A 26741-nucleotide genomic window follows, 5' to 3' on the forward strand; every position below is an offset into this window, starting at 1 on the left:
ACATCTGAGATTAGTTTTGTGATATGACCCGACTACTGACGATCTGCCTCTTTTCGGTTTTTGCCCTTTCGGGCTGCGATACGATTGACCTGTACGACCGGGCTGTCAGCATCAGCGGTCATGCCTGGAAGAGCAGCGAAAAGCCCGTCTTCCGCTTCAACATCAAGGATACGACGGTGCCCTACCAGCTGTATGTGCTGCTGCGGCATTCGGCCCGCTATAATTATAACAACCTCTGGATCAACCTGCATACGGTGTCGCCCGACGGCAGCACCAATACGGCGCAGTACGAGCTGCCCCTGGCCGCGGGCGGGCGCGGCTGGCTCGGCAGCGGCATGGACGATATCTACGAGCACCGCATTGCGCTGACGCCGGTGAACCAGGATTTCCGCTTTCACCAGGCCGGCACCTACGTTTTCACAATCGAGCACATCATGCGTGAGAACCCGCTGCAGGAAGTTTACAACGTGGGGCTGCGCGTGGAAAAGAAAACGGCGCGCTGATGTCGCGCACCGATTCGCGCCGCCAGCTGCGCCGCGCCACCATCATCTTCTGGGTACTGCTTTCTTATATCGTCATCGCACTGGCCTGGTGGTTTCTTTCCCTCGAGCGCCAGAACCAGGACCTGCGCGACCTGAAGCGGGAGCAGCTGGCCGCCGTGGCACCGGGCGATACCGCGATGCGTGCCGCCATTGAAGAGCGGTATGGGCGCAATTCGTTGAAGTATGTATATGAAGGCCTCACCTTCCTGCTGCTGCTCATTTTCGGTGCTGCCTATATCTACCGGCTGGTGCGCCGGCAGTTTCGCCTTCAGCAGCAACAGCAGAATTTCGTGATGGCGATCACCCACGAGCTCAAGACACCCCTGTCGGTGGCGCGCCTCAACCTGGAAACGCTCCAGAAGCGGCAGCTGCCCGAAGACAGGCAGCAGCGCCTGCTGGCGGCTACGCTTACCGAAACGGTACGGCTCGACACCCTTATTAATAATGTGCTGCTTTCTTCACAGCTCGACGCAGCAGCCTACCAGCCTACCCGCGAAGAGCTCGACCTGTCGGAGCTCGTGGCCGGGGTGTTGCAGAAGTTCTCGGCCCGCTATCCATCCCGCCGTCTTGCTGCCGACATCACACCCGGCATCGCCTTCGACGGCGACCCGCTGCTGCTGCAGCTGCTGGTGAGCAACCTGGTGGAGAATGCCAACAAGTATTCGCCGCGCGACAAGGCCATTGCCTGCGTGCTTGCCCCCGGCGCCAACGGGCCCGTGCTGACGGTGCGCGATGAAGGTCCCGGCATCCCGGATAAAGAAAAGAAGAACGTGTTTCGCAAATTTTACCGGGTGGGCAACGAGCAAACGCGCAGCACCCAGGGCACCGGGCTTGGCCTCTATATCAGCGAGCTGATCGTGCGCGCCCACGGCGGCGAGATCGACCTGTCGGACAATGTCCCCACGGGTGCTACCTTTACCGTACGCTTTTAGATCACCGCCATGACAACCAACCAGAAGCTTTCCATCCTGCTGGTGGAAGACGAAGAGAACCTCCACGAAACGCTGCGCCTCAACCTTGAACTGGAAGGCTATGAAGTGACATCGGCCTATGATGGCATCGCCGCCCTCAAATCCTTCCAGGAAGAATACTTCGACCTCATCATCATGGACATCATGATCCCTGAGGTCGACGGCTTCAGCGTGACGCAGAACATCCGCCTCACCAACGACGAGGTGCCGATCCTCATACTCAGCGCGCGCAATGCCAGCGAGGACCGCATCAAGGGACTCAAAAAGGGCGCGGACGATTACCTCACCAAGCCCTTTAACCTGGAGGAGCTTATGATCCGCGTGCAGAAGCTGATCTCGAAAAACAAGAAGATCCGCGAGAAGACCACGGTGGGCGATACCTACAGCTTCGGCGGGCATACGATCAACTTCAAGGCGCAGGAGGCCCAGACCAAAGACGGCGGGCGCATCGAGCTCAGCAAGAAGGAAACGATGCTGCTGAAGCTGCTCATCGAAAACAAGAACGACGTGGTGCCGCGCGAGAAGATCCTGCAGTCGGTGTGGGGCTACAACGTGTATCCCACCACGCGTACGATCGACAATTTCATCCTCAACTTCCGGAAGTATTTCGAGGAGGACTCCAGAAACCCGAAGTATTTTCATTCGGTGCGGGGCGTAGGCTATAAATACGCAGAGTAGAGAAAGAACGCAGATTCTTTATGATCTGTTATGATTTACGCAGATTGGAAAACCGGCGTCAGCCAATCATAATAAATCATAACTGATCGACGCATTCCGCTTGCGGAATCAGCGCTCCTTCTCTCTGCCGCCATCAACTAGAGGTCGCCCAGCTGCGGCCTTATCACGATCTCTTCCACCGTGGCCGCATAGGAAAGCTGGCTCGCCGTATAGATCAGCGAGGCGATATCTCCGGGCTTCATGATGCGGTCTTCCGAAACGCCGGAGCCGTTCCAGGAGTCGGTATATACCGCGCCGGGCATCACGGAAGTGACCTTGATGCCCTGCGGCTTGAGTTCTTCGCGCAGGTTCTTGGTGAAGCCGAGGAGGGCGAATTTGGAAATGCTATAGGCGCCGCCGTTGGGGTAAGCCTGCAGCGAGGCGATCGAACAGATGGTAAAGATGTGGCCGCCCTTCGCCGCCATCATTTTCGGCAGCAGCGCGCGGGTAACGTGGTAGGCGCTGTACAGGTTGGTGGCCAGCATGTGCTCGAGCGCGCCTTCCGGCTCCGAGGAGATCGAGCCCGGCGTAAAGGTGCCGGTGTTGTTGACCAGCACGTCGATCGCATCCGCGTGGCGGGTGACCCAGTCGCCGAAGAGGCGGGCGCCTTCGGGCAGCGCAATGTCGGCCGCCAGCGTTTCGATGCGTACGTTGGGAAAGCGGGTACGGAGCGATTCGGCGGTTGCAAGCAGCGTTGCCTCGGTGCGCGCGTTGAGGAACAAGTTGTGGCCGTGGAGTGCGAAAGTTTCAGCGATGGCCTTGCCGATGCCGCGCGAGGCGCCGGTGATCACGACGTTCATCTGTATTTTTGTTGGTTCACGCAAAGCTACTCGATGCCCGCAAGCAAATACCTGCATCTGTTCTTCGACCTCGATCATACCCTTTGGGACTTCGACGCCAATGCCCGCGCCACCCTGGAGCAGCTGCACCTCGACCTGAAGCTGCCGGAGCGGGGCATCCACGACTTCGACGCTTTTTACCAATCCTATATCGGGCATAATGAAAAGCTCTGGGACCGTTACCGCAAAGGATATATCAAGCAGGACGAGCTCCGCATCAAGCGTATGTGGCTTACCCTGCTCGACTTCAAAGTGGCCGACGAAGCGCTGAGCCGGCAGCTGAGCGAGCTGTTCCTGCAGCTGATGCCCACGCGCACACGCGTTTTTCCCGATACACGCGAGGTGCTCACCTACCTGCAGGAGCGTGGCTACGGACTGCACATGATCACCAATGGCTTCGAGCAGATCCAGCACATGAAGCTGCGCGTGTCGGGCCTGGATACCTTCTTCCGTCATGTGATCACCTCCGAAGGCAGCAACAGCCTGAAGCCGCAACCCGCGATCTTTCACTATGCCATGGAAAAGGCCGGCACCATCGCATCAAAAAGCCTCATGATCGGTGATGCGCTCGATATCGATGTGGCAGGCGCGCGGGGCGTGGGGATGGACGCGGTGCACGTAAATTACAACGGGGTGCCGCAGAGCTTTCAGCCAACCTATACCATCACGGCGCTGAAACAGTTGATGGATTTCCTGTGACGGCGGGCCCCTTTCCTGCAGTATTTGTTTTTTTGAAAAGCAAAACAGCGGCCCGCGGGCGGCGCGAAAATGCCTGTAGTGGTCCGGCTACATTTTGAAACAAAGCTCATCAAATAGGGGCTGCGCCTGCCATTGGCGGTACTTTTAGCGCTTCATACCTTGAAAACGATGCAGTCCACCTTTCATATTTTTCACGCCGACGACGATCCCGAAGACCGCTGGTTGTTCGAGGATGTGCTGAAGCAATGCGACCCCGGCGTACGCCTTACCCAGTTCGAAGACGGGGATTACCTGCTGCGACACCTGCAGTCCGGCGCACCCGAATTCGGTACCACACCCATTGTCGTCTGCGATATGCAGATGCCCCTGGCCGGCGGCGCCATGGTGTTACGCAGTATCCGGAACATTAAGGGCTGGGAAAAAACACCGGTGATCATTTTCACCACCTCTTCCTTTTACGAGGATGTACGCTTCTGCCTGCAGGAGGGCGCCCTCGCCTTTTTCACAAAGCCAAACACGGTGATGGAGTGCGTGAACGTAGCGCGCAAGATGCTCGACTGCTGCGCTGCCTGCAGGCCTATCGGGGCCTGATCGGCAAAGCCAGGCGTACCTGGCAACCGTCGCCGGGATACGACGTGATGTCGACGCGGCCATCCATCACCGCAGCTCTTGTCTTCATGCTCTGAAAGCCCATCCCGGCATTTACCCGGGTCATATCAAAGCCTTTCCCGTCGTCGCGTATGGAAAGCTCCAGCTCGTTATTGCTAAAGTGAATAGTGACGATCACGTTATGGGCATCGGCGTGTTTGATCACATTGGCCAGCTGCTCCTGCAAAATGCGGATGACGGTAGTTTTTATCTTGGATTCGATCAGCGGCTCGTCGGGGAGCTCGAAATTCCTGGTGAGGTTGAAAAGCTTAAGGTCCACCACGTAGCCCAGCACGTCTTCGAGGGACTCGGTAAGCTGTTTTTCTTCAGGTGAATAATCAAGCAGGGCGTTGGAGAGTTTTTTCACCTCGTCGATCGCTTTCAGCACAAGCTCATGCCCGCGTACGAGAAAGGCGTCGTCCACGCGTTCGGCCGATTTGGCCTTTTCCAGGAAAAGCCGCGCGGTAAACAGGATCTGGTTGATATTGTCGTGTAGTTCCTGGCTGATTTCCATGCGCTCCATTTCCTGGGTGGTGAGCACTGCATCGCGGATCTGCCGCTGGCTCTGGTCTTTCAGGCCCCGGCGCAACAGCACCATGTCGGTCACTTCTTCAACGGTGTGAAGAATGCAGGCGATGCTGCCATCGTCGCTGAATACCGGTATGTTTGTCGGCTTCCAGAACCGGATCCTGAACCTGTCGGTGCCTGGTTGCAGCGTGTCGTAGCGCTGTATCGCCATCTGGTGCGGGGCGCGCCCGTTGAGCACCTGGTGCAGCGATGCCGTCAGGTTTTTTACACCACTTGCATCCGGCTGCCCGGGGTTGTCGGGAAAAACTTCGAAGAGCGGGCGGCCGATGATGGCGCGGGTGGTTTGGGTAATACCGAGGTAGGCGGCGTTGACATCCAGTATGGTGAAGTCTGGCGGCTTGGGTGCCAGCAGGAGACAGGCTCCGGGAAAAGAATCAAAAAGCTTCCGGTAATCAAGCATGATGCAGATTTAAAATATCCGGCTGCGCTGTACACGGTTTGTCATTACAAAGGTACCCCGCTGCCATAGCCCTTGCCAATAATAAGGGCTTTTGTTAATGTTTACCGGAACAGCTGACGCGTTGCGCTTTGCCTGTGGCGGCCAGGCTTCCGGTCGCCGGATTTTGGCCAAAGGTTTAGAAACCGGGGAAAGATATTTGTAGCCGGGCCGCTACATTTCAGCCGCCGATGGGGTAATGTATATTCTGTAACGATTTAAAAGTGTATTTCGCGCCGTGGAGAAAAAGGTTCTTATTGTAGATGACCATGCAGTGATGCGCGCGGGCCTGAAGCTCCTGCTTCAGGATGCTTTTGCCAACCTGCAGCTGTTCGAGGCCGGCGACGGCGACGAGGCGATGGAGGTGTTGCGCCAGCAGCACATCGACATTCTCGTGATGGACATACATATCCGGAACACCGACAGCATCAGCCTGGTGGAATTGATATCGATCCGGTATCCCAAAACGTATATCCTGGTTTTTTCGATGCTCCCGGAAAAGGTGTATGGCCGCCGCATGCTGGCCGCGGGCGCGCGCAGCTACCTGCCCAAGGAGTCCACACTGGATGAGATCAAAAAGGCCTTTGAGCTTGTGTTCCGGCGTAAAACCTATATGAGTCAAAACTTTGCCGAGATCATGGCCGGCGCCGGCGCCACGCAGGCATTGAACCCCTTCGACCAGTTATCGCGACGCGAGTTCGAGATCGTCAACCTGCTGCTGTCCGGCGCCAGCATCAACGCTATTGCGCAAAGCATCAACGTGAAGCCTTCAACCGTGGGCACTTATAAAGCCCGTGTGTTTGAAAAACTACGGATTGCCACGGTATTCGAGCTGAAAGACCTGGCCGTACTTTATAAAATGCATCATCACTCGATGGGCTTCTGACCCGTAGCCAGTGAACACAAAAAAGCCCGGGCGCACTGCCCGGGCTTTTTTTTCTGGTAAGTAGAAGGTCGAGGTGCGCTTACATTTTCGCGCAGCTCTTCATGTCTTTTTTGCAGGCCGACTTTTCCATCTTCTGGCAGCAGCCCTGCTTTTTCTTTTTGCCTTTGTCTTTCTCACCATTCACGGTGGCGAAAACAGTACCCGCGGCGAAGAGGCCGGCGAGGGCGATCAGCATGTATTTTTTCATATCGGAGCGATTAGTATTTTAAAGATAGCCCAATTCCTACCATTTGCCGAGCACGGTAACACCGCCCTTCACTTTCTGGTTGATCTTGACGTCGAGCCTGGTACCGATGGGCAGCAGCAGGTCTACACGCGAGCCGAACTTGATAAAGCCCATCTCTTCGCCTTGCTTCACCTTCATGCCGGGCTTCAGGTAGTTGACGATCCGCTTGGCCAGGGCGCCCGCGATCTGCTTCACCAGCATCTGCTTGCCATGCAGCTCGTACACCACGCTGTGCCGCTCGTTCTCGGTGCTCGACTTCGGGTGCCAGGCCACCAGGAACTTGCCGGGATGATACTGGCTGTACAGCACCTCGCCGTCGCAGGGGTTGCGGTTTACGTGTACATTCAGCGGGCTCATGAAGATCGACAGCTGGAGGCGCTTGTCCTTGAAGAATTCGTCGGCCTCCACTTCTTCCATCACCACTACGGTGCCGTCGCAGGGCGCCACGATCAGGTCTTCACCCGTGGCATGGTTGCGCTTCGGGATCCGGAAAAAGGACAGAATGAAAATAAGCAGGCCCACCATTCCGATCATGATAATCCAGCCCAGCACGGGATAACTGGGCATCACCAGGAAAAGCGTCAGCAGGTTAACGGCCGAAACCACGATAGTAGCAATGAGGATCGTGGCCAATCCTTCTTTATGTATGCGCATGCGAAGCTTTTATGCGGGCAAAAGTAACGCATTCGGCCACGTGCCGGATACCGGGGCTTCAAAAGAAAAGTCCCGGCGCGGGCGTCGGGACAATCGTGTTTGGCGAAGCTTGTAGTTGGTTTGTTGACGACAGCGGGAAGCAATGCATCAAAACTATTTGCCCCGGCGGCTGCGGGCAATACCTACCGGAAGGTATTTTGGAAATACGGCTAAAAGGCAAGGAGCACATAAAGCCACACGCAGGGCGCCGCGAAGAGTAGCGAATCGAAGCGATCGAGGAAGCCGCCGTGGCCGGGCATGAAGTTGCCGCTGTCTTTAACGCCCGCGGTACGCTTGAGCTTGCTCTCGAACAGGTCGCCGATGGTGCCGGTGACCGCCGCAATGGCGCTGATAGCGGCGGCATGGTACCACTCGGGAAAGCCGACCCACACTGCCAGCAGCGTCATTACCACCACGGCCAGCAGGGCGCCGCCGACGGTGCCTTCCCATGTTTTCTTCGGCGAGATGGGCGAAAGCGGCGTTTTGCCGATGAGCGATCCCACGATATAGGCCATGGTGTCGTTGATCCAGATGCTGAAGATGAGGCCGCATACGAGCGTAAGGCGCGCCCCGTCGTAATCCGAAAATGCCATTTCCTCGCGGGTCGTGCCGAGGAAGTTGGTGCGCAGGTCGCACAGCAACAGGATGGGAAGCGTGATGTACAGCAGGCCGCCGATGATGTCGCCGGCGGTGATACCCGTAGAACTACGGCCCGGAAAGCTGCGGCGCAGTCTGAGGAATTCGGCCCAGGCACCGAAGTGCACGATGGTGAAGAGGCCCACAAAAGTGGCTGCGTTGATAAAGAGACCGGCGGCCATTACGGCTACAAATACGATGGCGGTGAGGGCGCGGGTGCGGAAGGTTTGCCAGTGGAAAGCCATGATCAGCGGAGTTCGTTCGTTTCGGAATAGGGATCGGCTTCTGCGCCGTAGACCTCCTGGTAGGAAGTGTCGCTGCTGCGCTTCATCCGGAGCACGACCCAGGCGGTGAGGCCGGCGCTGATGACGGCTGCCGGGAGCAGCTTGAGCGCCGACATATCGGTGATGGTTTCACCGCCGGCAAGCTCGGGGTGAAACCAGGCGGCTACCAGCTGGATGGAATTGAAAAGGGCGTGTGCCACAACGGCCACCCAGATGGAGCCGCTGTACCAGTAGGCCGCACCGAGCAGGATGCCGAGGATGAGGCGGGGCACAAAGCCATAAAATTCAAAATGGAAAAACGAGAAGAGCGCCGCCGTAACCACGATGCCGGGCCAGGGGCTGCGAAAGGCGCGGACGAGGATACGCTGCACCACGCCCCGGAAGAACAGCTCCTCGCTGAGGCCGGCGAGCACGCCGATGAGCAGGATATTGATCAGGAGGTTGCCGATAGAGCGGTCGGCGAGCATGAGGAGCTGCATCCTTTTGGCGCTTTCTTCCATTTCGCGGATGCTTCTGGCAACCGAATCGGGAAAGGAGGCGCGCTGGTTAAGCAGTCCCGTGAATTCCACCAGGGGCACCGCCACCAGCAGCACCGCGATGCCCAGGATCCACATGGAAGCGTGCTTCGGCAGGCGCATACCCAGGTAACGGGCGGGATGGGCGTCGGCGAACTTTGCATAAACCAGGCTCGGGATGAGGAAGAGGCCGAAATCCTGCAGTACCACGAGGCCCCGCAGGTTCCAGATCATAGCGGGCGTGCCTTTGGCGCCGTTATAAATACCCATATCCCGGAGCGGAATGCCCGTGATGGCCGAAAGGAGGATGCCGCCAAGGCCGCTGATAATAAGCAGGGAACTACAGGCGATGCCCAGGAAGAGCAGGAGCTGCACCAGGGCGGGCCGTGATTTAAGATATGTTTGCATAAAGCGCCGGCGCAGAATGGTACCTTTGCGCGCCGGCTGCAAGATAAGCCGGCCTTTTCAATACCGTGGTCACCATCGATCAAATACAGTTACCCGACTTCCCGCTGCTGCTGGCACCAATGGAAGATGTGAGCGATCCGCCCTTCCGCGCCGTGTGCAAGGTGAATGGCGCCGACCTCATGTATACCGAGTTCATCTCCTCCGAAGGACTCATCCGCGACGCTATCAAGAGCCGCCGCAAGCTCGACATCTTCGAGGCGGAGCGCCCCGTAGGCATCCAGATCTTTGGCGGCGATGAAGAGGCAATGGCCCTGTCGGCAAAGATCGTGGACACCGTCAACCCCGACCTGCTGGACATCAACTTCGGCTGCCCCGTGAAAAAGGTGGTCAGCAAGGGCGCCGGCGCCGGCGTATTAAAAGACGTTGACCTGATGGTGCGCCTCACCAAGGCCGTGGTTAACTCCACTAAGCTGCCGGTGACTGTGAAGACGCGCCTCGGCTGGGACGACAATACCATCAACATCGACGAAGTGGCTGAGCGCCTCCAGGATGTGGGCATCAAAGCCCTCGCCATCCATGGCCGCACACGCTGCCAGATGTATAAAGGCGTGGCCAACTGGGAGCCCATCGCCCGCGTCAAGAATAACCCCCGCATTCATATTCCCATCTTCGGCAACGGCGATATCGATTCGCCGCAAAAGGCCGTTGAATACAAGAACCGCTACGGTGTGGACGGCGTCATGATCGGCCGCGCCGCCATCGGCTATCCCTGGATCTTCCGGGAGATCAAGCACTACATCGCCACCGGCCAAATGCTCGCCCCGCCCACTGTGCAGGAGCGCGTCGACGTAATCCGCCGGCACCTCTATACATCAGTTGAATGGAAGGGGCCGGTAGTAGGTATCAACGAGATGCGCCGGCACTACGCCAACTACCTGAAGGGGCTTCCCAATATCAAGGAGTTCCGGGCAAAGCTGGTAACGCTTCCCGACATCGCCTCCATAGATCCCGTGCTCGACGAGATCGTTACCTATTATGGTGGGCTTGAGCTGCCGCGACCGGAAGAGTATTTCTATGCCGGTACCTGCCGGGGATAAGAAGTGGAACAAGTTGGCGTGCGAAGCCGACGCGAAGCGTCATTGCGAGCGTAGCGAAGCAACCTCCCCGACTTTAAAACTGACCGTAGCCAGTAACAGCTTCAGTTCGAATTTTTTTTCAGGCGCTACCATCCTGCGTAAATCAGCAGTTTGCTTCGCTACGCTCGCAATGACGGGCTACGCCCGTCGCTTCGCCTACTGTCAGACAGTCTTCAAAAATCCTTTGAAATATTCCCGCATCTTCGCCAGCTTCGGCGAGATCACGCTCTGGCAATACGCCTTCGACGGATCGTTCTTGTAATAATCCTGGTGATGGAGCTCGGCGGGGTAGAACTTTTCCAGTGGCACGATCTCGGTCACGATCGGCTTTTCATAATAGGCCTGGAGCTCTTCCACCACGGCCTTCGCCGTTTGCGCCTGTTCGGCGGAGTGTGTGAGGATGATGGAGCGGTATTGCGTGCCCACGTCGGCACCCTGGCGGTTTTTGGTGGTGGGGTTGTGCATGATCAGGAACACCTTCAGCAGGTCGCTGTAAGCGATCACCTTCGGGTCGAATTCCACCTGCACCACTTCGGCATGGCCGGTATCGCCTTCGCATACGGCATAATAGGTCGGGTTTTCTGTGTGTCCGCCGGCATACCCCGAGGTGACGCTGTGCACCCCGCGCAGCTGGTCGAGGTAGGCTTCGATGCACCAGAAGCAGCCGCCACCAACCGTGGCTGTTTCGAGCGCGGCCGTAGAACTACGGTCGGTGGCATCACCGGTGCCTTCTGTTTTCTTCAGCGAAGCCGAATTGATGCAGAAGCGCAGTCCCGAAGGCGGCGGCCCGTCGGGGAAGACGTGCCCAAGGTGCGCATCGCATACATTGCACAGCACTTCCACGCGTTGCATGCCGTAGGTGTTGTCCATCTTATAGCGGATCACGTTGTCTTTGACCGGCTCGGTAAACGAAGGCCAGCCCGTGCCGCTCTCAAACTTGGTGGTGGAGTTGAAAAGCTCCGTGCCGCAGCATACGCAGGCATAAATGCCGGGCGCATGCGCCTCGCAGTATTCACCGGTGAAGGCACGCTCGGTGCCGTGCTGGCGGGTGACGCGGTATTGCTCCGGCGTCAGCTGCGCCTTCCATTCTTCATCGGTCATTTCCACGCGGCGGTCAGGCGCCGCGGTGTTTTTTGTATGGTTGATTACGTCGTTCCAGTTCATCGTACTCCTGTTATCTATAAACGAATGTAGACCCGTGCCGGTTCACCCAAACGGCAGAGCGGAGGACCTTGCACGGGGCTTTAACATGATTTTACGGCAACCCGATTAACCCCCGCGACTCTTTTTCCATCTATTGTATAAAGGGAAAAAACCTTCAACCTAACTTATGAAAAAACAGGTACTCCTCTTCGCCGCCCTCGCCGCCGCCACTGCCTCTTTTGCCCAGCAAAAAGTAACCGTAAATGTTAAAGCCGGTGTCAACTCGGCCTCCATCGTGGGCAACGCCAGCAAGAGCCTCAACTCCCTCGTCGGCTATACCAACGATATTTTCCAGACCCACAGCAAGCTGGGTGTGTTTGCCGGCGCTTCGGTAGGCATCCCGGTGAGTGAGCAGTTTTCGATCGAGCCCGGTATCAACTACGACCAGAAAGGCTACGAGCTCCGCGGCTCTTACCAGTTCGACGGCATTGCCTCCGTGCTGAGCCCGACCGCAAAGGCGCAGCTCAATCTCGATTATATTTCGATGCCCGTACTGCTGAAGGGCAACTTCGGCGGATTCAACGTCTTTGCCGGCCCGCAGGTTTCCTACCTCGCCAACTCCAAGGTGCGGGTGACGGCCGGTGCGCTGGGCTTCAACGCGCTCGACAAAAGCTTCGACGCGGGCAACCAGTTCAACAAGTGGGATATGGGTATCCAGGCCGGCCTTGGCTACCAGCTTAAGAATGGTCTCAATATCTCCGCTGCCTGGGATCGCGGCCTCACCAAGGTCGATGCCAACCGCAATATGGACGCATACAACCAGGCCTTCAAAGTCGGTGTCGGTTTCCGTTTTTAATTCGTCCCTTTTACAAGCCCCAAAATAGAAATGGCTTCCATGCGGAAGCCATTTCGTTTTATACAGGTATTGCACTATCGCTTTAATGCCTCTTCATAGGCGTTGATCCACTGGTCGGGTGTCATTTTGGTTGCGAGCTGGCCGATCAGTTCAAACGGAATGGCTTCCGGCTTCTTGAAGCGGACGCAGCTCTTGCCCATATCCAGCTTCGTCTTCGAATGCTTCGGGTATTCCGACACAAACCACTCGAGCAGCTTCGGGTTGCTGTAAAGACCCATGTGGTACACTGCAATGAAATTCTTCTGGCTGGCGATGGCCAGGAAGGGGAGGGGCTGTTTCGGGTTGCAATGGTAGCCCGCCGGATAGCGGCTGTGCGGCACCACCCAGTAGAGCATCCCCGACGCCATGCAGTCGGAGAAGCCTGCGGGCAGGTTCCCGGCGATCGTTTCATAGAGCCGGCTCATCGCATCTTTACGATCATCGGGAAGCGAGGCGATATAGTCCTGGGGGGTGGTAGCGGTGGAGGTCATAGTAGTATCTGTTCGGTGATTTATCGGAAAGGACGCGTGTCAGGCTTCCTGTACCTGGGCTTCGAGCGCCTGCAGCATCAGGTCCTGCGCGTCTTTGTCGGGAAACGTGTAAAACGACGGCGGCTCCATCGAGTAAATGATGCTGAGCGTTCCGTTTTCAATGCGGCGCTGGAACGGGAAGATGTCTTCGCCGTTCTTCAGCACGGCGTACAGCGTGGCCGCCAGCGACTCGTTGCCATCGATCTTCTGCTCCTGCAGCCAGCCGTGCACGTCGCGCTTCCACTCGATGTTTTTGAGGATGCGCTTGATGGCCATCTTGGTGTCGACGGTAAAGTCGCCTTTCATCATCCACTGCAGGTAATCGGGGTCGCTGTCGGCGGGACGGCCGTAGTGCTTGCCGAAGTTGAAGACGATGATGCCTTCATCGTTGCGGATGAATTTGCCGCTCGGGTCAACGAGTTTGCCGCCGCCGAGGTAGTCGTGCAGGAAGGAAGTGTTGGGCTGCAGGTCGTCGTAGCGCAGCAGCTGCTTCTTCAGCACGTCGATGGTGGCGAGGATGTCGGCCTTTGCGCCGTGGGCGCCTTCGTGCTCGCGCTCGCAGTAAAAGCGAACGGCGCCGGCGAGGTCGCGCTTCTCCTTGCTGTGGAAGATGCCCATTACGTCTACCAGCTTCACGTCTTTTACCACGATCGGGTACTTCTTGCAGCGGTGAAATTCCTCCATCAGCATCGGCACGTCGAAGCGGCGGATGTTGTAGCCGCCGAGGTCGCAGTTGCAGAAGAAGTTGGCGAATTCAGCGGCTTTCTCCGCAAACGTCGGCTTGCCCTTCACCATTTCGTCGGTGATCTTGTGCACGGCGGTGGCGCCGGCCGGTATCGGGATGGTGGGGTTGAGCAGCTCGTGGAGTTCCTCCTGGGTGCCGTCGGGGTTGAGCTTGATGGCACACAGCTCAATGATGCGGTCGGACGAAACGCTGGTGCCGGTGGTCTCGAGGTCAAAAAAGACCAGCGGACGCTCCAGTTCCAGGAATTTCCCGGCAGGTGGTGGTATAAAATAAGGCTGCTGCTCCATAGCGGACGGACCGGCAAGGTACAAAGGAAATCTAAGGATGTCCGATCTTCGATGTCCGATTTGGTGCCGCGGTTGTCCCTGAGCGGGACTTTTCTTCCCATTCGGACTTCAGCAGGCCGAACACGAGGGAGTCGTGCAGCACGCCGGCTACGTTCCAGTGGCGGCGGAGCCGGCCTTCGGGTACAAAGCCGGCGCCACGGGCAAGTGCCAGCGAAGGTTCGTTGTCGGCTCCGATCAGTGCCTCCACGCGTTCGAGCCCAAGGTCTTCGAAGCCATGTTGCAGCACCCGCGTAAGGGCTTCGCGCATCAGCCCTTTGCCTTTCGCTTCTTCCTGCGTCAGCGCATAGCCGATCTCGGCGCGGCGGTGCTCGGGGTACCAGTTGTGAAAGCCGCAGGAGCCGATGACGTGCCCGCTCGCTTTTTCAATAAGGTGAAAATAGCGGAAGGTGCTGCGGTAGGTTTCCATGCCGCCTTCGTGGCGCCGCCGCTCGAGGGCGAGCGCGTCGGCGTCGCCGGTGCCGAAGAAGGCTTCGAGTTCCGCACCGGAAAGCTGCTCGAAGGCATAGCGATAGGTGTGCTTGTCGTGTACGCGCAGCCGGAGGCGCGGCGTGTCGAGGTATTCGAAATTCATGCGGTGGCGATTGACGCAATTTCTTTGAGTTGCTCCACGTGGCGCTCGGTATGGTTAACCAGGAAGTAGAGCCAATCGCTTACCGTCATATTGCCCAGGGCCGGGTGCGGGAAGAGGCGCCGGTCGATGGGGAGCGCGCCGCCGCTGATGGCCGCTTTCAGGGTTTCGCGCTGGCGGGTAAACCGCTCTTCGAAACCGGCAAGGCTTAGCAGCTCGCCGCCGGGCTGGAGGCGATCCGGCGCCGTGCGCTTGATATCGCGTTTGCCAACGATGAGGTGACGCAGTTTGGATGCGCCATATACTTCAGGATTATCGTGCTGCTCTTCTGAAGGGCGCTGCAGCAGGCTGGTGATCAATGCCTCGGTGAGGCAGATATGCTCGAGCACCTGGAGCGGCGTCCAGCAACCTTCGGGCGCGGTGTTCAGCGCTTCGGTGGAAAAGCTGCGGGCCTGGGCCAGCGTTTCGGCGCTTGTGCGGTCGAGCAGGGAAAAGAATTCGTCTTGTTGCATACCATCGTTTGAGGATTAAAGATAAGCCGACGTTCCGGCACCGCCTTTGCACGGTTTTTCAAAACGAGGCCATGGAAGAAAACAAGAACCTTGAAGGCGGTTCCGCGCCGCAGCGGGAATATGGTAACGCGCAGCAACCGGCGCCGCAGCCCGTCACCCACAACCGGCCGCAGCCGTCGCTGGAAGAACCGGTGGACGAGCATCCCGATGAGCGCGCCCGCCGCGGGCACTCGGGTGAGGGCGATCGCACCGATGCCGATGATATGACCCTGCATGAGTAATGGGAGAATGGGGTAATGGGGGGATCCAGGCAAACACGCCTGCATAATCAACTGACTTCCAAAAACTCATAGGCCGAATTGAGGAATGTTTTGCCGGCATTTCCGGTGCCGATCCTAAATGAGTTAGACCCGTATCCGGTATTTCCGGAAGTGATCCTAACTGAGGTGCGGTCACCTCCGGGATCTGCGGAAACGATCCTAACTCCGTTAGACCCTGTTGCGGCATCTGCGGAGCCGATGCTAGCCGGATTATACCTCCTGTCGGCATTTGCGAAAGTGATCCTAACCCAGTTGGAGCCGGTTCGGCCATTTGCGGAGGCGGTTCCGGGGCTTTCGGGATCACTACCGCTGTACCCTCACCCCCGGAATACCCATCCCCGTCCCTTCCCAAAGGGAAGGGTGCCTCTGCTGGTCATTCATTTCTGTCTGCTACCTTTTGTTGGTTGAATATCCTGCAAGAGCGGATGCCATCGGCATCCGCTCTTGTGTTATTAGCTCCAAATAGAAGACTCTTCCAAACGATAGGAATATACCCGAGAGACACCCCTTCCCCTTGGACAACCAAGCGAAGGCGCAGGTTGCGCGCGAAGCGCTGGCAGGGGGATGGGTCTGGGCCGGCGCGTGGCGATGAGATGCTTTAACAAGGGTTCCGGATGAGTTGCATCCAACCTTTTGGACCTTACCTTTGTTATTCACCACCAAAGCAGCATCCCATGAAATTATTGTTCCTCGCAACCCTCTTAACCATGATCACAGCAACCGGACTTTACGATTTTAAAGTGGACGGCCTCAGCGGCGGCACCATCGATCTCGCGCAGTACAAAGGCAAGAAGATCCTGATCGTCAACACGGCTTCGGAGTGCGGCTACACGCCCCAATACGAAGGCCTGGAGCAGCTGTATAAGAAGTACAGCGACAAGCTGGTGGTGATCGGCTTTCCCGCCAACAACTTCGGCGGCCAGGAGCCGGGCTCCAACGAACAGATCGGCGCTTTCTGCAAGAAGAACTATGGCGTCACCTTTCCCATGGCCGCCAAGGTATCGGTAGTGGGCGACGACGCGCACCCGCTGTTCAGGTACCTCGCTGAAGAAGCCAGAAAGCAGGGTGTTGAAGGCCCCGTCATCAAGTGGAATTTCACCAAGTTCCTCATCGACGAAAACGGCAAGCTCGTACACGTGTTCCCGAGCAAAGTGGCCCCGATGAGCGAGGAGCTGACTTCGTACCTGAAATAGAAGATGCAGGCTTTGCGAAGATGCAAACCGAATATAAACTATGCCCCTGCCGGAATGCAGGGGCATAGGTCTTTTTATGGCGAGCCGCCGGCCGCGGACTTTCAGTCAGGGCTTACGAATGACCGTGATCTTCTTTCCCAGCCCTTCTATCACCGGGAGCTCCGTGCAGCCCACTTCTTCCCGCCAGAAATGCGCATCGCGGAATACATCGATTACAAGCGGGAAGTCGCCGTCCTGCGAATAAATGCGCCCGCCGGGCGACAGTAGCGGGTATAAGTGTTTAAGGCAGGTGCGCGTGCTGGAGGCAAGGTCAACGTCCAGGTAGGCAAGCGCCACCGGCTCATGGAAGGAAGGCATGGTTTCTTCGAACCATCCCTTTACGAAGCGGCAGCTTTCGGGGATGCCGTAATTGCGGATATTCTCCTGCACCTCGCCGAGTGTGCCGCAGAATTTTCCTTCCTGGAACCAATCCCGGATGGAGTGTCCCTCCAGGCTCCTGTCATGTTGCTCGTTGTTGGCAGGAAGACCCTCGAATGAATCGAAAATATAGAAGTCGCGCCCGCGCCGGCGGGCGAAATGAGAGATCTTGCAGGCACTTGCCCCTTTGTAGGTGCCTGCTTCCACGATACAGCCGGGCATCTCTTCGGGAAGCTCCAGGATGGCAAGCAGGAACTTAAGAATATGACTGGCATTGTGGGAGGAGCGTACGTTCTTGTCGATGCGGTGCAGCTTATCCAGCCAGGCTTTCTGCTCGGAAAATGTCGGAAAGTAGGCCGCCATTTCTTTTTGCAGCCGCGCAAGCTCCGCGTATTCCCGGAAAACCTTCAGTAGCTTCATGAGTGCCAAATTACGGCATCGTCCCAGCTTTTCTACAGGCTGCCTTCTTCATCCCGCCCGGCCTGTTTTATCGGATAATAACTAAAGGTTTCAAGTGAAACTTTAGACATTGCCTTTATTACCGCATTCCCACATTACCGCATTACCGCATTAACTTGCGGGCCTATGTTCCGCGACGTTATCGGCCAGCAAGAAGTGAAACAGCACCTCGTAGAGATGGTGGCGCAAAACCGCCTCAGCCATGCCCTGCTTTTCCTGGGCAAGGAGGGAAGCGGTGCCCTGCCGCTGGCCCTGGCATTTGCCGAATACGTGGCGCTGCTGCCGAATAAAAAGGCGGATCCGTCAGCTGGCGGCATGTTCGGCGAAGCCGTGGAGGTAAAGCTCCCCGGAACACCCGAAGCCGCCGACGCCTGGATGGAAGGGCAGGACGCCTTTGCCAAGGCTGCCGGCCTGGTGCATCCCGATATTCACTTTTCCTACCCCGTTATCCCGAAAAAGTCGGGCGACAAACCGGTGAGCACCGACTATATCACCGAGTGGCGCGACTTTGTGAAGCAGTCGCCCTACGGAAACGTGTACGACTGGCTGCAGTTTATCGGCGCCGAGAACAAGCAGGGGAATATCACGGCCTACGAGTGCAACGAGATCATCCGGAAGCTCAACCTGAAAAGCTTTGAAAGCGGCTACAAGGTGCTGCTGATGTGGATGCCCGAGTACCTCGGCAAGGAGGGCAACAAGCTGCTGAAGCTGATCGAGGAGCCGCCCGCCGATACGCTTTTCCTGCTGGTGGCCGAAAATGAGGGCGCCATCCTGAATACGATCCTGTCCCGCACGCAGCTGATCAAGGTGCCCGCGCTCGAGCCGGCCGACATCGAGGCGGCGCTGGTAGCCCGCGCCCGGGTGGACGCCAATACCGCCCGCACCCTGGCCAATGCCAGCGGCGGCTCTTACCGCGAGGCCCTGCACCTGCTGCAGCATGCCGACGAAGACTTCGGCACCCTGCTGAAGGAATGGCTCGGCGCCACCATCCGCTATAACCCTTCGGCCCAGCTGAAGGTGATCGAGGAGCTTGCGCGCCTGGGCCGTGAGAAGCAGAAGCAGTTTCTCCGCTATTTCAGCCACCTCATTGAGCAGGCGCTTCGCCTGGAGGTGCTCGGGGGCACGCCCGCCGAGGCCGGGCTCACCGCTACCTTTTCACCTACGGAGCTCGACTTCGCCCAGCGCCTCAACAAGGTGCTGCACGCCGGCCAGAAGGAGGCCGTAGCCACCGAGCTCGACGCCGCGGCCTACCACGTGGAGCGCAACGCCAACGCCAAGATCCTCTTTCACGCGGTGACGATTAAGCTGTTTCATATTATCAAAAACGGGGTGGTCGTGTCCGTTTGACAAAGACCAATTTTCAATAATCAATGCTCAATGCTCAATTTTCAAGTGGGCCCATCCTTGTACATTGAAAATTGAACATTGGGTATTGAACATTTCCTTCGGTCGGAAAACAGCTTCAAAGGAGTATATTTGCGTAAGCCCGCGAGGGCCCCGACATATATCCCCGAGGTTCCGGACCTGTGCCGACCGAATGAATTTGCTATCGAAAACTCACTATAAAAGGTGGTTCCCCCCGGGGTTCCGTCCCTTGCCCCGCCTGCCAGAGCCCGCTCCTGCGCCTTCCCCTACACCGGAAACCCCGCATCGCCTGGCAACCGAGCTTCGTAGCCTTTCGGCGTCCGTCCGCTTCCCCGGTCATTATTAACCTTAAGAACAGACCTAAACATATGGGATGTGGAAATTGTGGCTCCAAGGGTACGCCCAACGGTTGCAAGAGCAACGGCAGTTGCGGCACCAACAGCTGCAACCGCCTGAATGCCTACGACTGGCTGGTGAACCTGCCGATCGTAGACAATGACAGCTATTGCCGGGTGGTTGAGATCACCTTTGGCAGCGGGAGCCGGAAAGAATTTTACCGAAACAGCACCCTCCAGTTTTTTGCCACCGGCGAGCTGGTGGCCGTGGAAGGCGTGTCGGGTTTCGATGTGGGCGAGGTATCGCTGACCGGCGAGACCGTTCGCCTGCAACTCAAGAAAAAAGGAATCAAGGAAGGCGCCTCCGATATGAAGCGCATCCTGCGCAAGGCTTCGGACCGCGATGTGGAGCTCTGGAACCAGAATAAGGCCCGCGAGCGCGACGCCCTGGTCCGCACCCGCGCCATCGTGCGCCAGCTGAAGCTCAACATGAAGATGAGCGAGGTGGAGATCCAGGCCGACGGCAAGAAGGCGACCTTCTTTTACATCGCCGACGACCGCGTGGACTTCCGCGAGCTCATCAAGATCCTCGCCGGCGAATTCAAGGTAAAGGTGGAGATGCGCCAGATCGGTGCCCGCCAGGAAGCGGGTAAGGTGGGCGGTATCGGCTCCTGCGGCCGTGAGCTCTGCTGCGCCACCTGGCTCACCGAGTTTAAATCGGTGAACACCGCCGCTGCGCGCTACCAGAACCTGTCGATCAACCAGACCAAGCTCTCGGGCCAGTGTGGCCGCCTCAAGTGCTGCCTCAACTACGAGCTGGATACCTACCTCGACGCCCTCCAGGGCTTCCCCGAGCATGCCGACCTGCTGCGCATTCAGCGCGGTACGGCAACGCTCATCAAGAAAGATATCTTCAAGAACCTGATGTGGTACGTGCTGCCCGACTCTTCGAAGCAGTACCCGCTTACCATCGAGCGCGTGAAGGAGATCAAGGCCCTGAACACGCAGGGTGTCATCCCCGACGAGCTCGGCGTGGTGGAGATCGTTTCCACGAAAGACAAAGAAATTGAGCCGGAGTTCGTGGACGTAGTGGGTCATATCTCGCTGCGCTCGCTGGAGAAAGCCGATCGCAAGCGCCGCGACCAGCGTCGCCAGCAGGGCGGCGGTGGCGGCCGCGCCCCGCAGAAGGGTGGCGATACCAAGAGCAATCTCCCCGTGCCTGCCCGTCGTGGCGGCGGTGGTGCTGGCCAGCAAGGCCAGAAGCCGCAGCAGCAAGGTGGAGGCGGCGGTCGTCGTGGTGGCGGACCGAATCCGCCGGTTGGCGGACAGCAGCCGAAGGCGGAAGGCCAGCAGCAGCAACCGAAGCCCCAGCAGGGTGGCGGCGGTCAGCAGCAAGGCCAGCGGCCGCAGCGCGAGCAGCGCCCGCCGCGGGAGCCCCGCAACCCGCAGGCCGGCGGCGAAGGACAACAGCCGAAAGCCCAGGGTCAGCGCCGCGAGCCCCGCCAGGGTGGTGGCCAGCAGAACCAGAATCCGCCAGCAGGCGGAGGTCAGCAGCAGCAACCCAAGCAAGGCGGCGACAACCTGCCGCGCTCGCAGGGCAGCCGGCGCCGGAGAGACGGTGGCGGCAACGCACAAAACGACAACCCGCCAAAAGCAGAAGGATAAAAAGAAAACCCCTCACCTGAGGGGTTTTTTATTTTAGCAGCATGCTGCTGATTGAAATAGACTGGATCATTAATGTGGCGCGCATCGTTCAGGCGGCCGCGCTCATACTGGTCGTCCTCCTCATTGTACGCCGCCTGCGTGGCAACCAGCGCTTCTGACCGCTCAGCGCTTATGGCTGCTGCTCCGTGCCGATGGCGCGGTAGATGGCATCCAGCACCTTGCCGCGGATATTCAATTCCCCCAAAGTATTGGTGCGGCCGCTGTTTACACGGTTCGACAGGAAAACATATACGAGTCCCGACTTCGGGTCGGCCCAGACGGCGGTGCCCGTAAAGCCGGTGTGGCCGAAGGTTTCGGGCGACACCAGCGAGCCCGGGTACGGCTCCTTGCGCGTGTCGTTGTCGCGCTCCGGCTTGTCGAAGCCAAGGCCGCGGCGGCTCGTGGTGCTGCCGTATGCGGTAAAGAGCCGGATCGTTTCGGGCTTCAGGTAACGCTTGCCGGCGAAGGTGCCGCCGTTGAGCAGCATCTGGTAAAGGATCGACAGGTCGTAAGCATTGGAGAAAAGCCCCGCATGCCCCGACACGCCACCAAAAAGCGCTGCCGTTTCATCATGCACATAAGAGCGCAGCAGCTGGCGGCGGAAATAATTGTCGGGCTCCGTGGGCACGGTTCGTTCCACCCCAAAGCGGATGAAAGGACGGAAGCCGGTCGTCGTCATACCCAGCGGGCCGTAAAATGTTTTCTGCGCATACTGATCGAGCGGCTGCTTCGCGATGGCCTCCACGATCTTGCCCAGCAGGATGAAGTCGAGATCGCTGTACACGTATTTACCGGGTGTGCCCAGCTTGCTGTTGTAAATCTTCGCCATCATTGAATCTGTCCAGTCGTTGCGCAGCCACAGGTTGCGGGCTACCGGGATGCCGAAGGTGTCGTTGGGCTCGCTGCGGTAGTAACGCTGCGAAGGCATCTTCGTTGCCGGGTCCATCGTTTCGCCATAAAGCCCGATTCCGGGCACGAGGCCTGCCTGGTGCAGCAGGATGTCGCGCACCTTGATCCCGGCCTTGTCGGTGCCGCGTGCCGCAGGCAGGTAGTCGCCGAGCGTTTTGTCAAGGTCCAGCCTGCCTTCGTCATACAGCTTCATCAGCGAAACCGTCGTGGCCGAGACCTTCGTTACCGAGGCGAGGTCATAGATACTTTCGAGGTGCACGGGCTGCGCCAGGGAGTCGTATTCATATTTGCCAAAAGCCTTATGGTAGCGCACCTGCCCGTCTTTTACGGCCAGCACCACCACACCCGGGTAGGCGCGGCGCGCGATGCCGTCGCGGAGGATGCTGTCAACCGCCAGCCAGGGCGCTGAAAAGCCTACCGGTACAAACCGGCCTACGGGCGCGTTGTTACCATAAGGGAAGGTGCAAACCGTTACCGGCAGCTTGCCCAGCGCCTTCACGCGGTCGAGCAGGAAGGCGGCACCGGTCTCCTGCGTGATGGAATCGTCCTGGTAAAAGGCCACCAGCGTGGGTGCGTCGCAGAAGTTCTTTGCTGCGTACACATTGCCGAAGAGCAGGGTAGCGGTGGTGGGGCGATTGAGCTTGCTCCACAGCAGCTGGCTGCTGGTAGTCATGCCGAAATTGCCCGCGGGCCGCAGGCTGTAGTCATGCATGCCTATCACCACCGCATCGTAGCGGCCGGCAAGTATTTGCGCGGCGAGGCTTTCGGCGGCGGCGCTGTCCTGGCGATAGCTGAAAGTGAACACGTCGGCACGTTCTTCTTCGCGCAGGCGGCGCGCAGTCACCGTTTCCTTACCGCTGCCGATCGCAACATAAGCGATCCGCTTCGGCCCCATCGGGAGCATTCCGGTGGCATTGCGGAGTACCGTCACGGTATTGCGGGCAACGGCTTCGCGGATGCTGTCCGTTTCGGAGTTGAGGTCGGCCAGCAGGTTGGTGGTATCCACTACCTGCGGCTTATTCAGCCCGAGGCTGTATTTGGCATAGAGCACTTTTTTCACATGCTCCTCGATGTCTTTTTTCTTGAGGCGCTTGCCGTCGATGGCCTGCTGGATGGCAGCGATGGCCGCGGGAACGTCTTCGGGCAGGCAAAGCATATCGTTGCCGGCCTCGAGCGCGCGCACGGCGGCTTCGCCGGCCGGGAAATACTTGGCCACGCCCTTCATCTCCAGGGCGTCGGTAAAGGTGAGTCCCTTGTATTTGAGCTGGTCGCGCAGCAGGCCTTCAATATTGTTGCGCGACAGCGAGGTGGGCAGGTGCTGCGTGGTGTCGATGGCGGGAATGGCAAGGTGGGCGATCATCACGCTGCCCACGCCGGCCTTGAAGATGGCTTTGAAAGGATACAGCTCCAGCGAGTCGAGCTGCTCCGCGCTTTTGCTGATGAGGGGCAGGTCGTAGTGCGAGTCCACCTCCACATCACCGTGGCCGGGGAAGTGCTTGGCCGTGGCCATCACGCCGTTGTCCTGCATGCCTTTCATATAGGCTACACCCATGCGCGCCACTTTGTATTTGTCTTCGCCAAAGGATCGGTAGCCGATCACCGGGTTGTTGGGATTGTTGTTGACGTCCACCACGGGCGCATAGTTCACGTGCACGCCGATTCGTTTCATCTGCCGGCCGATGGCGGCCCCCATTTTATAAACGAGGTCTTCGTTGGGCAGGGCGCCGAGCGTGGACTGGTATGGATATTTCGTCACCGAATCGAGGCGCATGCCGAGGCCCCACTCGCCGTCGATGGTCACCATCAGCGGCGTGCGGGCAATGCTTTGGTAATGATTGGTGAGCAGGGCCTGCCGCACCGGGCCGCCCTGGAAGAAGCAGAGCGCACCGACGTTGTATTGCCGGATCAGGCTGTCTACGTGGGCCACGTGCTCGGGGCCGAAGTTGCTGTGGGCACGCACCACCATCAGCTGCGCGATGCGTTCTTCGGGCGATAAGGTTTTGAAGGTGCTGTCAACCCAGTGACGGGCAGCCCTGGTGGGCTTTTGGGCGGATACAGTAAGGGTACAGGTGCCCAACAGGAGGGCGGAAAAGAGATAGCGCATCATACAACCGTTCTAGGGCCACAATTTAGGCCAAATCGGGCCGCCCGGCCGGATCAAAAGGCGTGAACGGCGGATTATAACGCGTCTTTTTGTGAAACTTTGCGACTATTTGTGTTCGTGGTGAAAAGGTCGTCGTGCGTCAGCGGCCCCGGGTGGTAGCAAAAGAGGCGGTACATCAGCCAACCGGTAAGCAGGCCTACGGCGGTGCCGCCCAGGATGTCGCCCGGGTAATGGACGCCAACATATATTTGCGCATACCCGATGGAGGCTGCCCAGAAGATGAAGGCCCAGGCCCATCTGCCGATGAAAGGACGAAGCAGCAGGAACAGGAGCATGGCAATGCCGAAGTGGTTGGCCGCGTGCGAAGAGGTAAACGACGACGACATGGGGCAGTAGGACACGATGAAGCGTACGCTTCCGAGGCTGGGGTCGCTGCAGGGGCGTTGCCGGAAGACGAGATTTTTGATGATGGTGCTGCTGATCGTGTCGGTGAGTGTGGCGGTGGAGATGGCATAGCCGATAATCCACCAGCGCTTGCGGAAGTTGACCAGCACGAATACGAACAGGAACAGGTAAAGCGGCAGCCAGGTAAGCGAGTTACGCAGGAAAGGCAGCACCGCGTCGAAAAGCGCGTTGTGCCAGCGCCCGTTGAGCAGGCGAAAAAGCGAGCGGTCCAGTTCCAGCAAAGCGTTCATCGGGGCGAAGATAAGGCCGCTTCGCGGGGGAGAGAAAGAACGCTGATTTCTTATGATTTTTATGATTTGCGCAGACAGGATCGCGTGCGTCTGCCAATCATAATAAATCATAATCGATCTGCGTATTCCGCTCGCGGAATCAGCGCTCTTTCTCTCCCCGGCTTCACAAAAACAGAACACGAAACATGAACATTCCGCGCCCGATACAGTGGTCTTTTTATATCAGCATCATCTTCCTGGTGTTGTTTACACTCTTCCGTTTTTTCTTTTATATCGCCTACCACCCTGCCGGTGAAAGCTTTCCCGCTGCCGCATTCTGGATGGGGTTCAGGTTCGACGCGCGGATTGCCGCGGTGCTGGGCGGACTCTCGCTCCTGCTCACCTTCATCCCCGCCCTCCGGCCCTGGCGCAGCCCCCGCGCACGCCGCTTCTGGGTGCCGCTGCTCGTGCTCCTGGCTTTCCTCGTGCTCTTTTTTTACGTGATCGATTATTATCACTACGACTACCTCCAGCAGCGCCTCAACGGCGCTTCGCTGAGCCTGCTGAAGGAAACGGCCATCTCGGCGCAGATGGTATGGGAAACCTACCCGGTCATCCGCGTGCTGCTGGCGCTGCTGCTGCTCACGGTGCTGTTCTCGTTCCTTTTCCGCCGCCTCTTCCGCGCCATGGCGGCCACGCCGCAAAAGCCGGTGGCCTTCCGCTGGGCCCACTATACGGCATTTTCGCTGCTGTTGCTCGCCGGCATCTGGGGCTCGCTGAGCCAGTTTGCACTGCGCTGGAGCGATGTGTTCGCCTTCCCCCGTTCCTTCGACGGGCAGCTGGCACTCAATCCCTTTCAGAGCTTTTTCAGCACGCTTAAGTTTCGTACATCCTCCTACGACCGTAACAAAGTGGCCGCTTATTACGATACGATGGCGCCCTACCTGGGCGTTACCGAGCTCAATCGCGACAGCCTGAACTTCGGGAGAAACGTTACCCCTTCACCGGCGGCGCTCCCCAAAGGCACCAACGTGGTGCTCGTGATCTGCGAAAGCTTCTCCGCCTACAAAAGCAGCATGTGGGGCAACCCGCTCAACACAACGCCTTATTTCAAGAGCCTGTGCGATTCGGGTGTGTTCTTCCGCAACTGCTTTACCAACTCTTACAGTACGGCCCGCGGCGTATGGGCCACGCTCACCGGCCTGCCCGACGTGGAAATGAATGGCTCCTCGAGCCGCAACATGGCCACGGTAGACCAGCACATCCTGATGAACGACTTCGCCGGCTACAGCAAGTACTACTTCATCGGCGGCAGCGCCTCCTGGGCCAATATCCGCGGGCTGCTGTACAACAACATCGCGGGCCTTAACCTCATTGAGCAGGACCGCCTCGAGGGCGACCAGGTAGACGTGTGGGGCATTTCCGACAAGAACCTGCTGCTGCAGGCCACCACCCGCCTTACCAAAGAGCCGAAGCCTTTCTTCGCCATCATCCAGACGGCGGACAACCACCGCCCCTATACCATTCCCGGTGAGGACAAGAATGAATTCAAAGAGATCACCGTGCCCGACGCGGAGCTGCACCGCAACGGCTTTACGTCGAATGCCGAGCTCAATGCCTTTCGTTATACCGATTTCAGCTTCCGGAAATTCATGGAGTCGGCACGCCGGCAGCCCTGGTTCAACAACACACTCTTTGTATTCGTGGGCGACCACGGCATCAAGGGTGATGTGGGCAAGCTGATGCCGCCGGCCTGGAGCGCTGTGAGCCTCGAGAGCTTTCACGTGCCCCTGCTTTTCTACGCACCCGGGCGACTCGCGCCCCAGCTGCGCCATACGCTCTCCTCGCAGATCGACATCATGCCGAGCATCGCCTCGCTCGCCGGCGTGTACCCGCGCTATTCCTCGCTCGGGAAAAACCTGTTCGACAGCACCGGCACGCAGCGGGAGCGCTGGAACAGCACCTTCATCTTCTCGCCCAACGACGGCTCTATCGGCTACTTCGAAGGCGACACGCTTTACTACCGCCCTATCGGCGGCGGGCGCAACCGCCTGCTGTCGCTGACCAACGGTGCCCTGCCCGCCAACCGCGCCGCCGCTGAAGCACACATGGACCGCATGGTGATGGGCTGGTGGGAAACAAACCGCTGGTTGCTTTACCACAACAAAAAAGGCGCTCAGCGATAGGGCCGCCTGCCGGTGGGATCGCGGTCTGCTGTTTCAGTGGAATTGCGGGCT

The 26741-nt window shown here is 58.4% G+C and carries 27 protein-coding genes; 13 read left to right on the top strand and 14 right to left on the bottom strand.

Going from position 1 to position 26741, the window contains the following annotated elements:
* The first annotated feature begins 23 nt into the window (after positions 1-23).
* From EPD60_RS08055 to EPD60_RS08065, 3 genes are read left to right on the top strand one after another with little or no spacing between them, the layout of a single operon-like run.
* On the top strand, positions 24-503 hold the full coding sequence (locus EPD60_RS08055) for a gliding motility lipoprotein GldH (protein ID WP_131448606.1): 480 nt from the start codon (positions 24-26) through the stop codon (positions 501-503).
* Positions 503-1474, top strand: coding sequence for a sensor histidine kinase (locus EPD60_RS08060; protein WP_131448608.1), 972 nt, complete (start codon positions 503-505; stop codon positions 1472-1474). The genes EPD60_RS08055 and EPD60_RS08060 overlap by 1 nt, the downstream gene beginning before the upstream one ends.
* 9 nt (positions 1475-1483) lie before the next feature.
* Complete coding sequence (locus EPD60_RS08065; protein WP_131448610.1) at positions 1484-2191, top strand: response regulator transcription factor; 708 nt, start codon at positions 1484-1486, stop codon at positions 2189-2191.
* Positions 2192-2328: 137 nt separating this feature from the next.
* Here EPD60_RS08065 and EPD60_RS08070 read toward each other — a convergent pair whose 3' ends face one another.
* Entirely contained in the window at positions 2329-3030 is a 702-nt protein-coding gene (locus EPD60_RS08070; RefSeq protein ID WP_131448612.1) for an SDR family oxidoreductase, read from the bottom strand.
* Positions 3031-3063: 33 nt separating this feature from the next.
* Between EPD60_RS08070 and EPD60_RS08075 the strand changes: the two genes are divergently transcribed.
* Positions 3064-3768, top strand: a complete 705-nt coding sequence (locus tag EPD60_RS08075) for a YjjG family noncanonical pyrimidine nucleotidase (protein ID WP_131448614.1) — start codon at positions 3064-3066, stop codon at positions 3766-3768.
* Between the two features lie 168 nt (positions 3769-3936).
* Entirely contained in the window at positions 3937-4359 is a 423-nt protein-coding gene (locus EPD60_RS08080) for a response regulator (RefSeq protein WP_131448616.1), read from the top strand.
* On the opposite strand, the gene EPD60_RS08085 is transcribed toward EPD60_RS08080, so the two are convergent.
* On the bottom strand, positions 4346-5404 hold the full coding sequence (locus EPD60_RS08085) for a sensor histidine kinase (protein ID WP_131448618.1): 1059 nt from the start codon (positions 5402-5404) through the stop codon (positions 4346-4348). The two genes, EPD60_RS08080 and EPD60_RS08085, sit on opposite strands and share 14 nt — an antisense overlap.
* 274 nt (positions 5405-5678) lie before the next feature.
* Here EPD60_RS08085 and EPD60_RS08090 point away from each other — a divergent pair, with 274 nt between their 5' ends.
* On the top strand, positions 5679-6326 hold the full coding sequence (locus EPD60_RS08090) for a response regulator (RefSeq protein ID WP_131448620.1): 648 nt from the start codon (positions 5679-5681) through the stop codon (positions 6324-6326).
* A gap of 79 nt (positions 6327-6405) precedes the next feature.
* Here EPD60_RS08090 and EPD60_RS16940 read toward each other — a convergent pair whose 3' ends face one another.
* The 4 genes from EPD60_RS16940 to EPD60_RS08105 all read right to left on the bottom strand — a co-directional run bounded on the left by EPD60_RS16940 (position 6406) and on the right by EPD60_RS08105 (position 9148).
* On the bottom strand, positions 6406-6573 hold the full coding sequence (locus EPD60_RS16940; protein ID WP_165871474.1) for a hypothetical protein: 168 nt from the start codon (positions 6571-6573) through the stop codon (positions 6406-6408).
* 36 nt (positions 6574-6609) lie between these two features.
* A complete protein-coding gene (locus tag EPD60_RS08095; RefSeq protein WP_131448622.1) occupies positions 6610-7266 on the bottom strand; it encodes a phosphatidylserine decarboxylase family protein in 657 nt (218 codons plus the stop codon).
* Positions 7267-7475: 209 nt separating this feature from the next.
* Complete coding sequence (locus EPD60_RS08100) at positions 7476-8186, bottom strand: phosphatidate cytidylyltransferase (RefSeq protein WP_131448624.1); 711 nt, start codon at positions 8184-8186, stop codon at positions 7476-7478.
* 2 nt (positions 8187-8188) lie between these two features.
* Complete coding sequence (locus EPD60_RS08105) at positions 8189-9148, bottom strand: CPBP family intramembrane glutamic endopeptidase (protein WP_131448626.1); 960 nt, start codon at positions 9146-9148, stop codon at positions 8189-8191.
* A gap of 65 nt (positions 9149-9213) precedes the next feature.
* On the opposite strand from EPD60_RS08105, the gene dusB reads away from it, so the two are divergent.
* A complete protein-coding gene (dusB, locus tag EPD60_RS08110) occupies positions 9214-10245 on the top strand; it encodes a tRNA dihydrouridine synthase DusB (protein WP_131448628.1) in 1032 nt (343 codons plus the stop codon).
* Positions 10246-10446: 201 nt separating this feature from the next.
* Here the strand turns inward: dusB and EPD60_RS08115 are convergent, their stop codons facing one another.
* A complete protein-coding gene (locus EPD60_RS08115; RefSeq protein WP_131448630.1) occupies positions 10447-11448 on the bottom strand; it encodes a bifunctional methionine sulfoxide reductase B/A protein in 1002 nt (333 codons plus the stop codon).
* A gap of 166 nt (positions 11449-11614) precedes the next feature.
* Here EPD60_RS08115 and EPD60_RS08120 point away from each other — a divergent pair, with 166 nt between their 5' ends.
* The gene (locus EPD60_RS08120; protein WP_131448632.1) at positions 11615-12283 is read left to right on the top strand and encodes a porin family protein; all 669 of its coding nucleotides are present in this window, start codon (positions 11615-11617) and stop codon (positions 12281-12283) included.
* Between the two features lie 74 nt (positions 12284-12357).
* Here EPD60_RS08120 and EPD60_RS08125 read toward each other — a convergent pair whose 3' ends face one another.
* Genes EPD60_RS08125 through EPD60_RS08140 form a run of 4 tightly spaced genes read right to left on the bottom strand, consistent with a single transcriptional unit; the run spans position 12358 to position 15024 of the window.
* Positions 12358-12813, bottom strand: a complete 456-nt coding sequence (locus EPD60_RS08125; RefSeq protein ID WP_131448634.1) for a DUF1801 domain-containing protein — start codon at positions 12811-12813, stop codon at positions 12358-12360.
* Between the two features lie 39 nt (positions 12814-12852).
* A complete protein-coding gene (locus tag EPD60_RS08130) occupies positions 12853-13908 on the bottom strand; it encodes a 3'-5' exonuclease (protein WP_165871475.1) in 1056 nt (351 codons plus the stop codon).
* A gap of 7 nt (positions 13909-13915) precedes the next feature.
* On the bottom strand, positions 13916-14515 hold the full coding sequence (locus EPD60_RS08135) for a GNAT family N-acetyltransferase (protein WP_131448638.1): 600 nt from the start codon (positions 14513-14515) through the stop codon (positions 13916-13918).
* Positions 14512-15024, bottom strand: a complete 513-nt coding sequence (locus EPD60_RS08140) for a DinB family protein (RefSeq protein WP_131448640.1) — start codon at positions 15022-15024, stop codon at positions 14512-14514. Before EPD60_RS08140 ends, EPD60_RS08135 begins: the two co-directional genes overlap by 4 nt.
* A gap of 71 nt (positions 15025-15095) precedes the next feature.
* On the opposite strand from EPD60_RS08140, the gene EPD60_RS08145 reads away from it, so the two are divergent.
* Both EPD60_RS08145 and EPD60_RS08150 read left to right on the top strand, forming a co-directional pair.
* Positions 15096-15305: a hypothetical protein gene (locus tag EPD60_RS08145; RefSeq protein ID WP_131448642.1), complete on the top strand. Its 210-nt coding sequence runs from the start codon at positions 15096-15098 to the stop codon at positions 15303-15305.
* Between the two features lie 746 nt (positions 15306-16051).
* Positions 16052-16537 carry a glutathione peroxidase gene (locus tag EPD60_RS08150; RefSeq protein ID WP_262708837.1) on the top strand — a complete coding sequence of 162 codons (486 nt, stop codon included), beginning with the start codon at positions 16052-16054 and terminating at the stop codon, positions 16535-16537.
* Between the two features lie 105 nt (positions 16538-16642).
* Here EPD60_RS08150 and EPD60_RS08155 read toward each other — a convergent pair whose 3' ends face one another.
* Positions 16643-17374, bottom strand: a complete 732-nt coding sequence (locus EPD60_RS08155) for a TylF/MycF/NovP-related O-methyltransferase (protein WP_131448646.1) — start codon at positions 17372-17374, stop codon at positions 16643-16645.
* 165 nt (positions 17375-17539) lie between these two features.
* Between EPD60_RS08155 and EPD60_RS08160 the strand changes: the two genes are divergently transcribed.
* Positions 17540-18760, top strand: coding sequence for a DNA polymerase III subunit (locus tag EPD60_RS08160; protein WP_131448648.1), 1221 nt, complete (start codon positions 17540-17542; stop codon positions 18758-18760).
* Between the two features lie 386 nt (positions 18761-19146).
* On the top strand, positions 19147-20778 hold the full coding sequence (locus EPD60_RS08165) for a PSP1 domain-containing protein (protein ID WP_131448650.1): 1632 nt from the start codon (positions 19147-19149) through the stop codon (positions 20776-20778).
* A gap of 169 nt (positions 20779-20947) precedes the next feature.
* Here EPD60_RS08165 and EPD60_RS08170 read toward each other — a convergent pair whose 3' ends face one another.
* A complete protein-coding gene (locus EPD60_RS08170) occupies positions 20948-23833 on the bottom strand; it encodes a serine hydrolase domain-containing protein (protein WP_131448652.1) in 2886 nt (961 codons plus the stop codon).
* Positions 23834-23904: 71 nt separating this feature from the next.
* A complete protein-coding gene (locus tag EPD60_RS08175; RefSeq protein ID WP_165871476.1) occupies positions 23905-24525 on the bottom strand; it encodes a phosphatase PAP2 family protein in 621 nt (206 codons plus the stop codon).
* 185 nt (positions 24526-24710) lie between these two features.
* Here EPD60_RS08175 and EPD60_RS08180 point away from each other — a divergent pair, with 185 nt between their 5' ends.
* Entirely contained in the window at positions 24711-26690 is a 1980-nt protein-coding gene (locus tag EPD60_RS08180) for an LTA synthase family protein (RefSeq protein ID WP_131448656.1), read from the top strand.
* Positions 26691-26741: the final 51 nt, after the last annotated feature.

The organism is Flaviaestuariibacter flavus, assembly GCF_004337505.1.
Taxonomy (GTDB): Bacteria; Bacteroidota; Bacteroidia; order Chitinophagales; family Chitinophagaceae; genus Flavisolibacter; species Flavisolibacter flavus.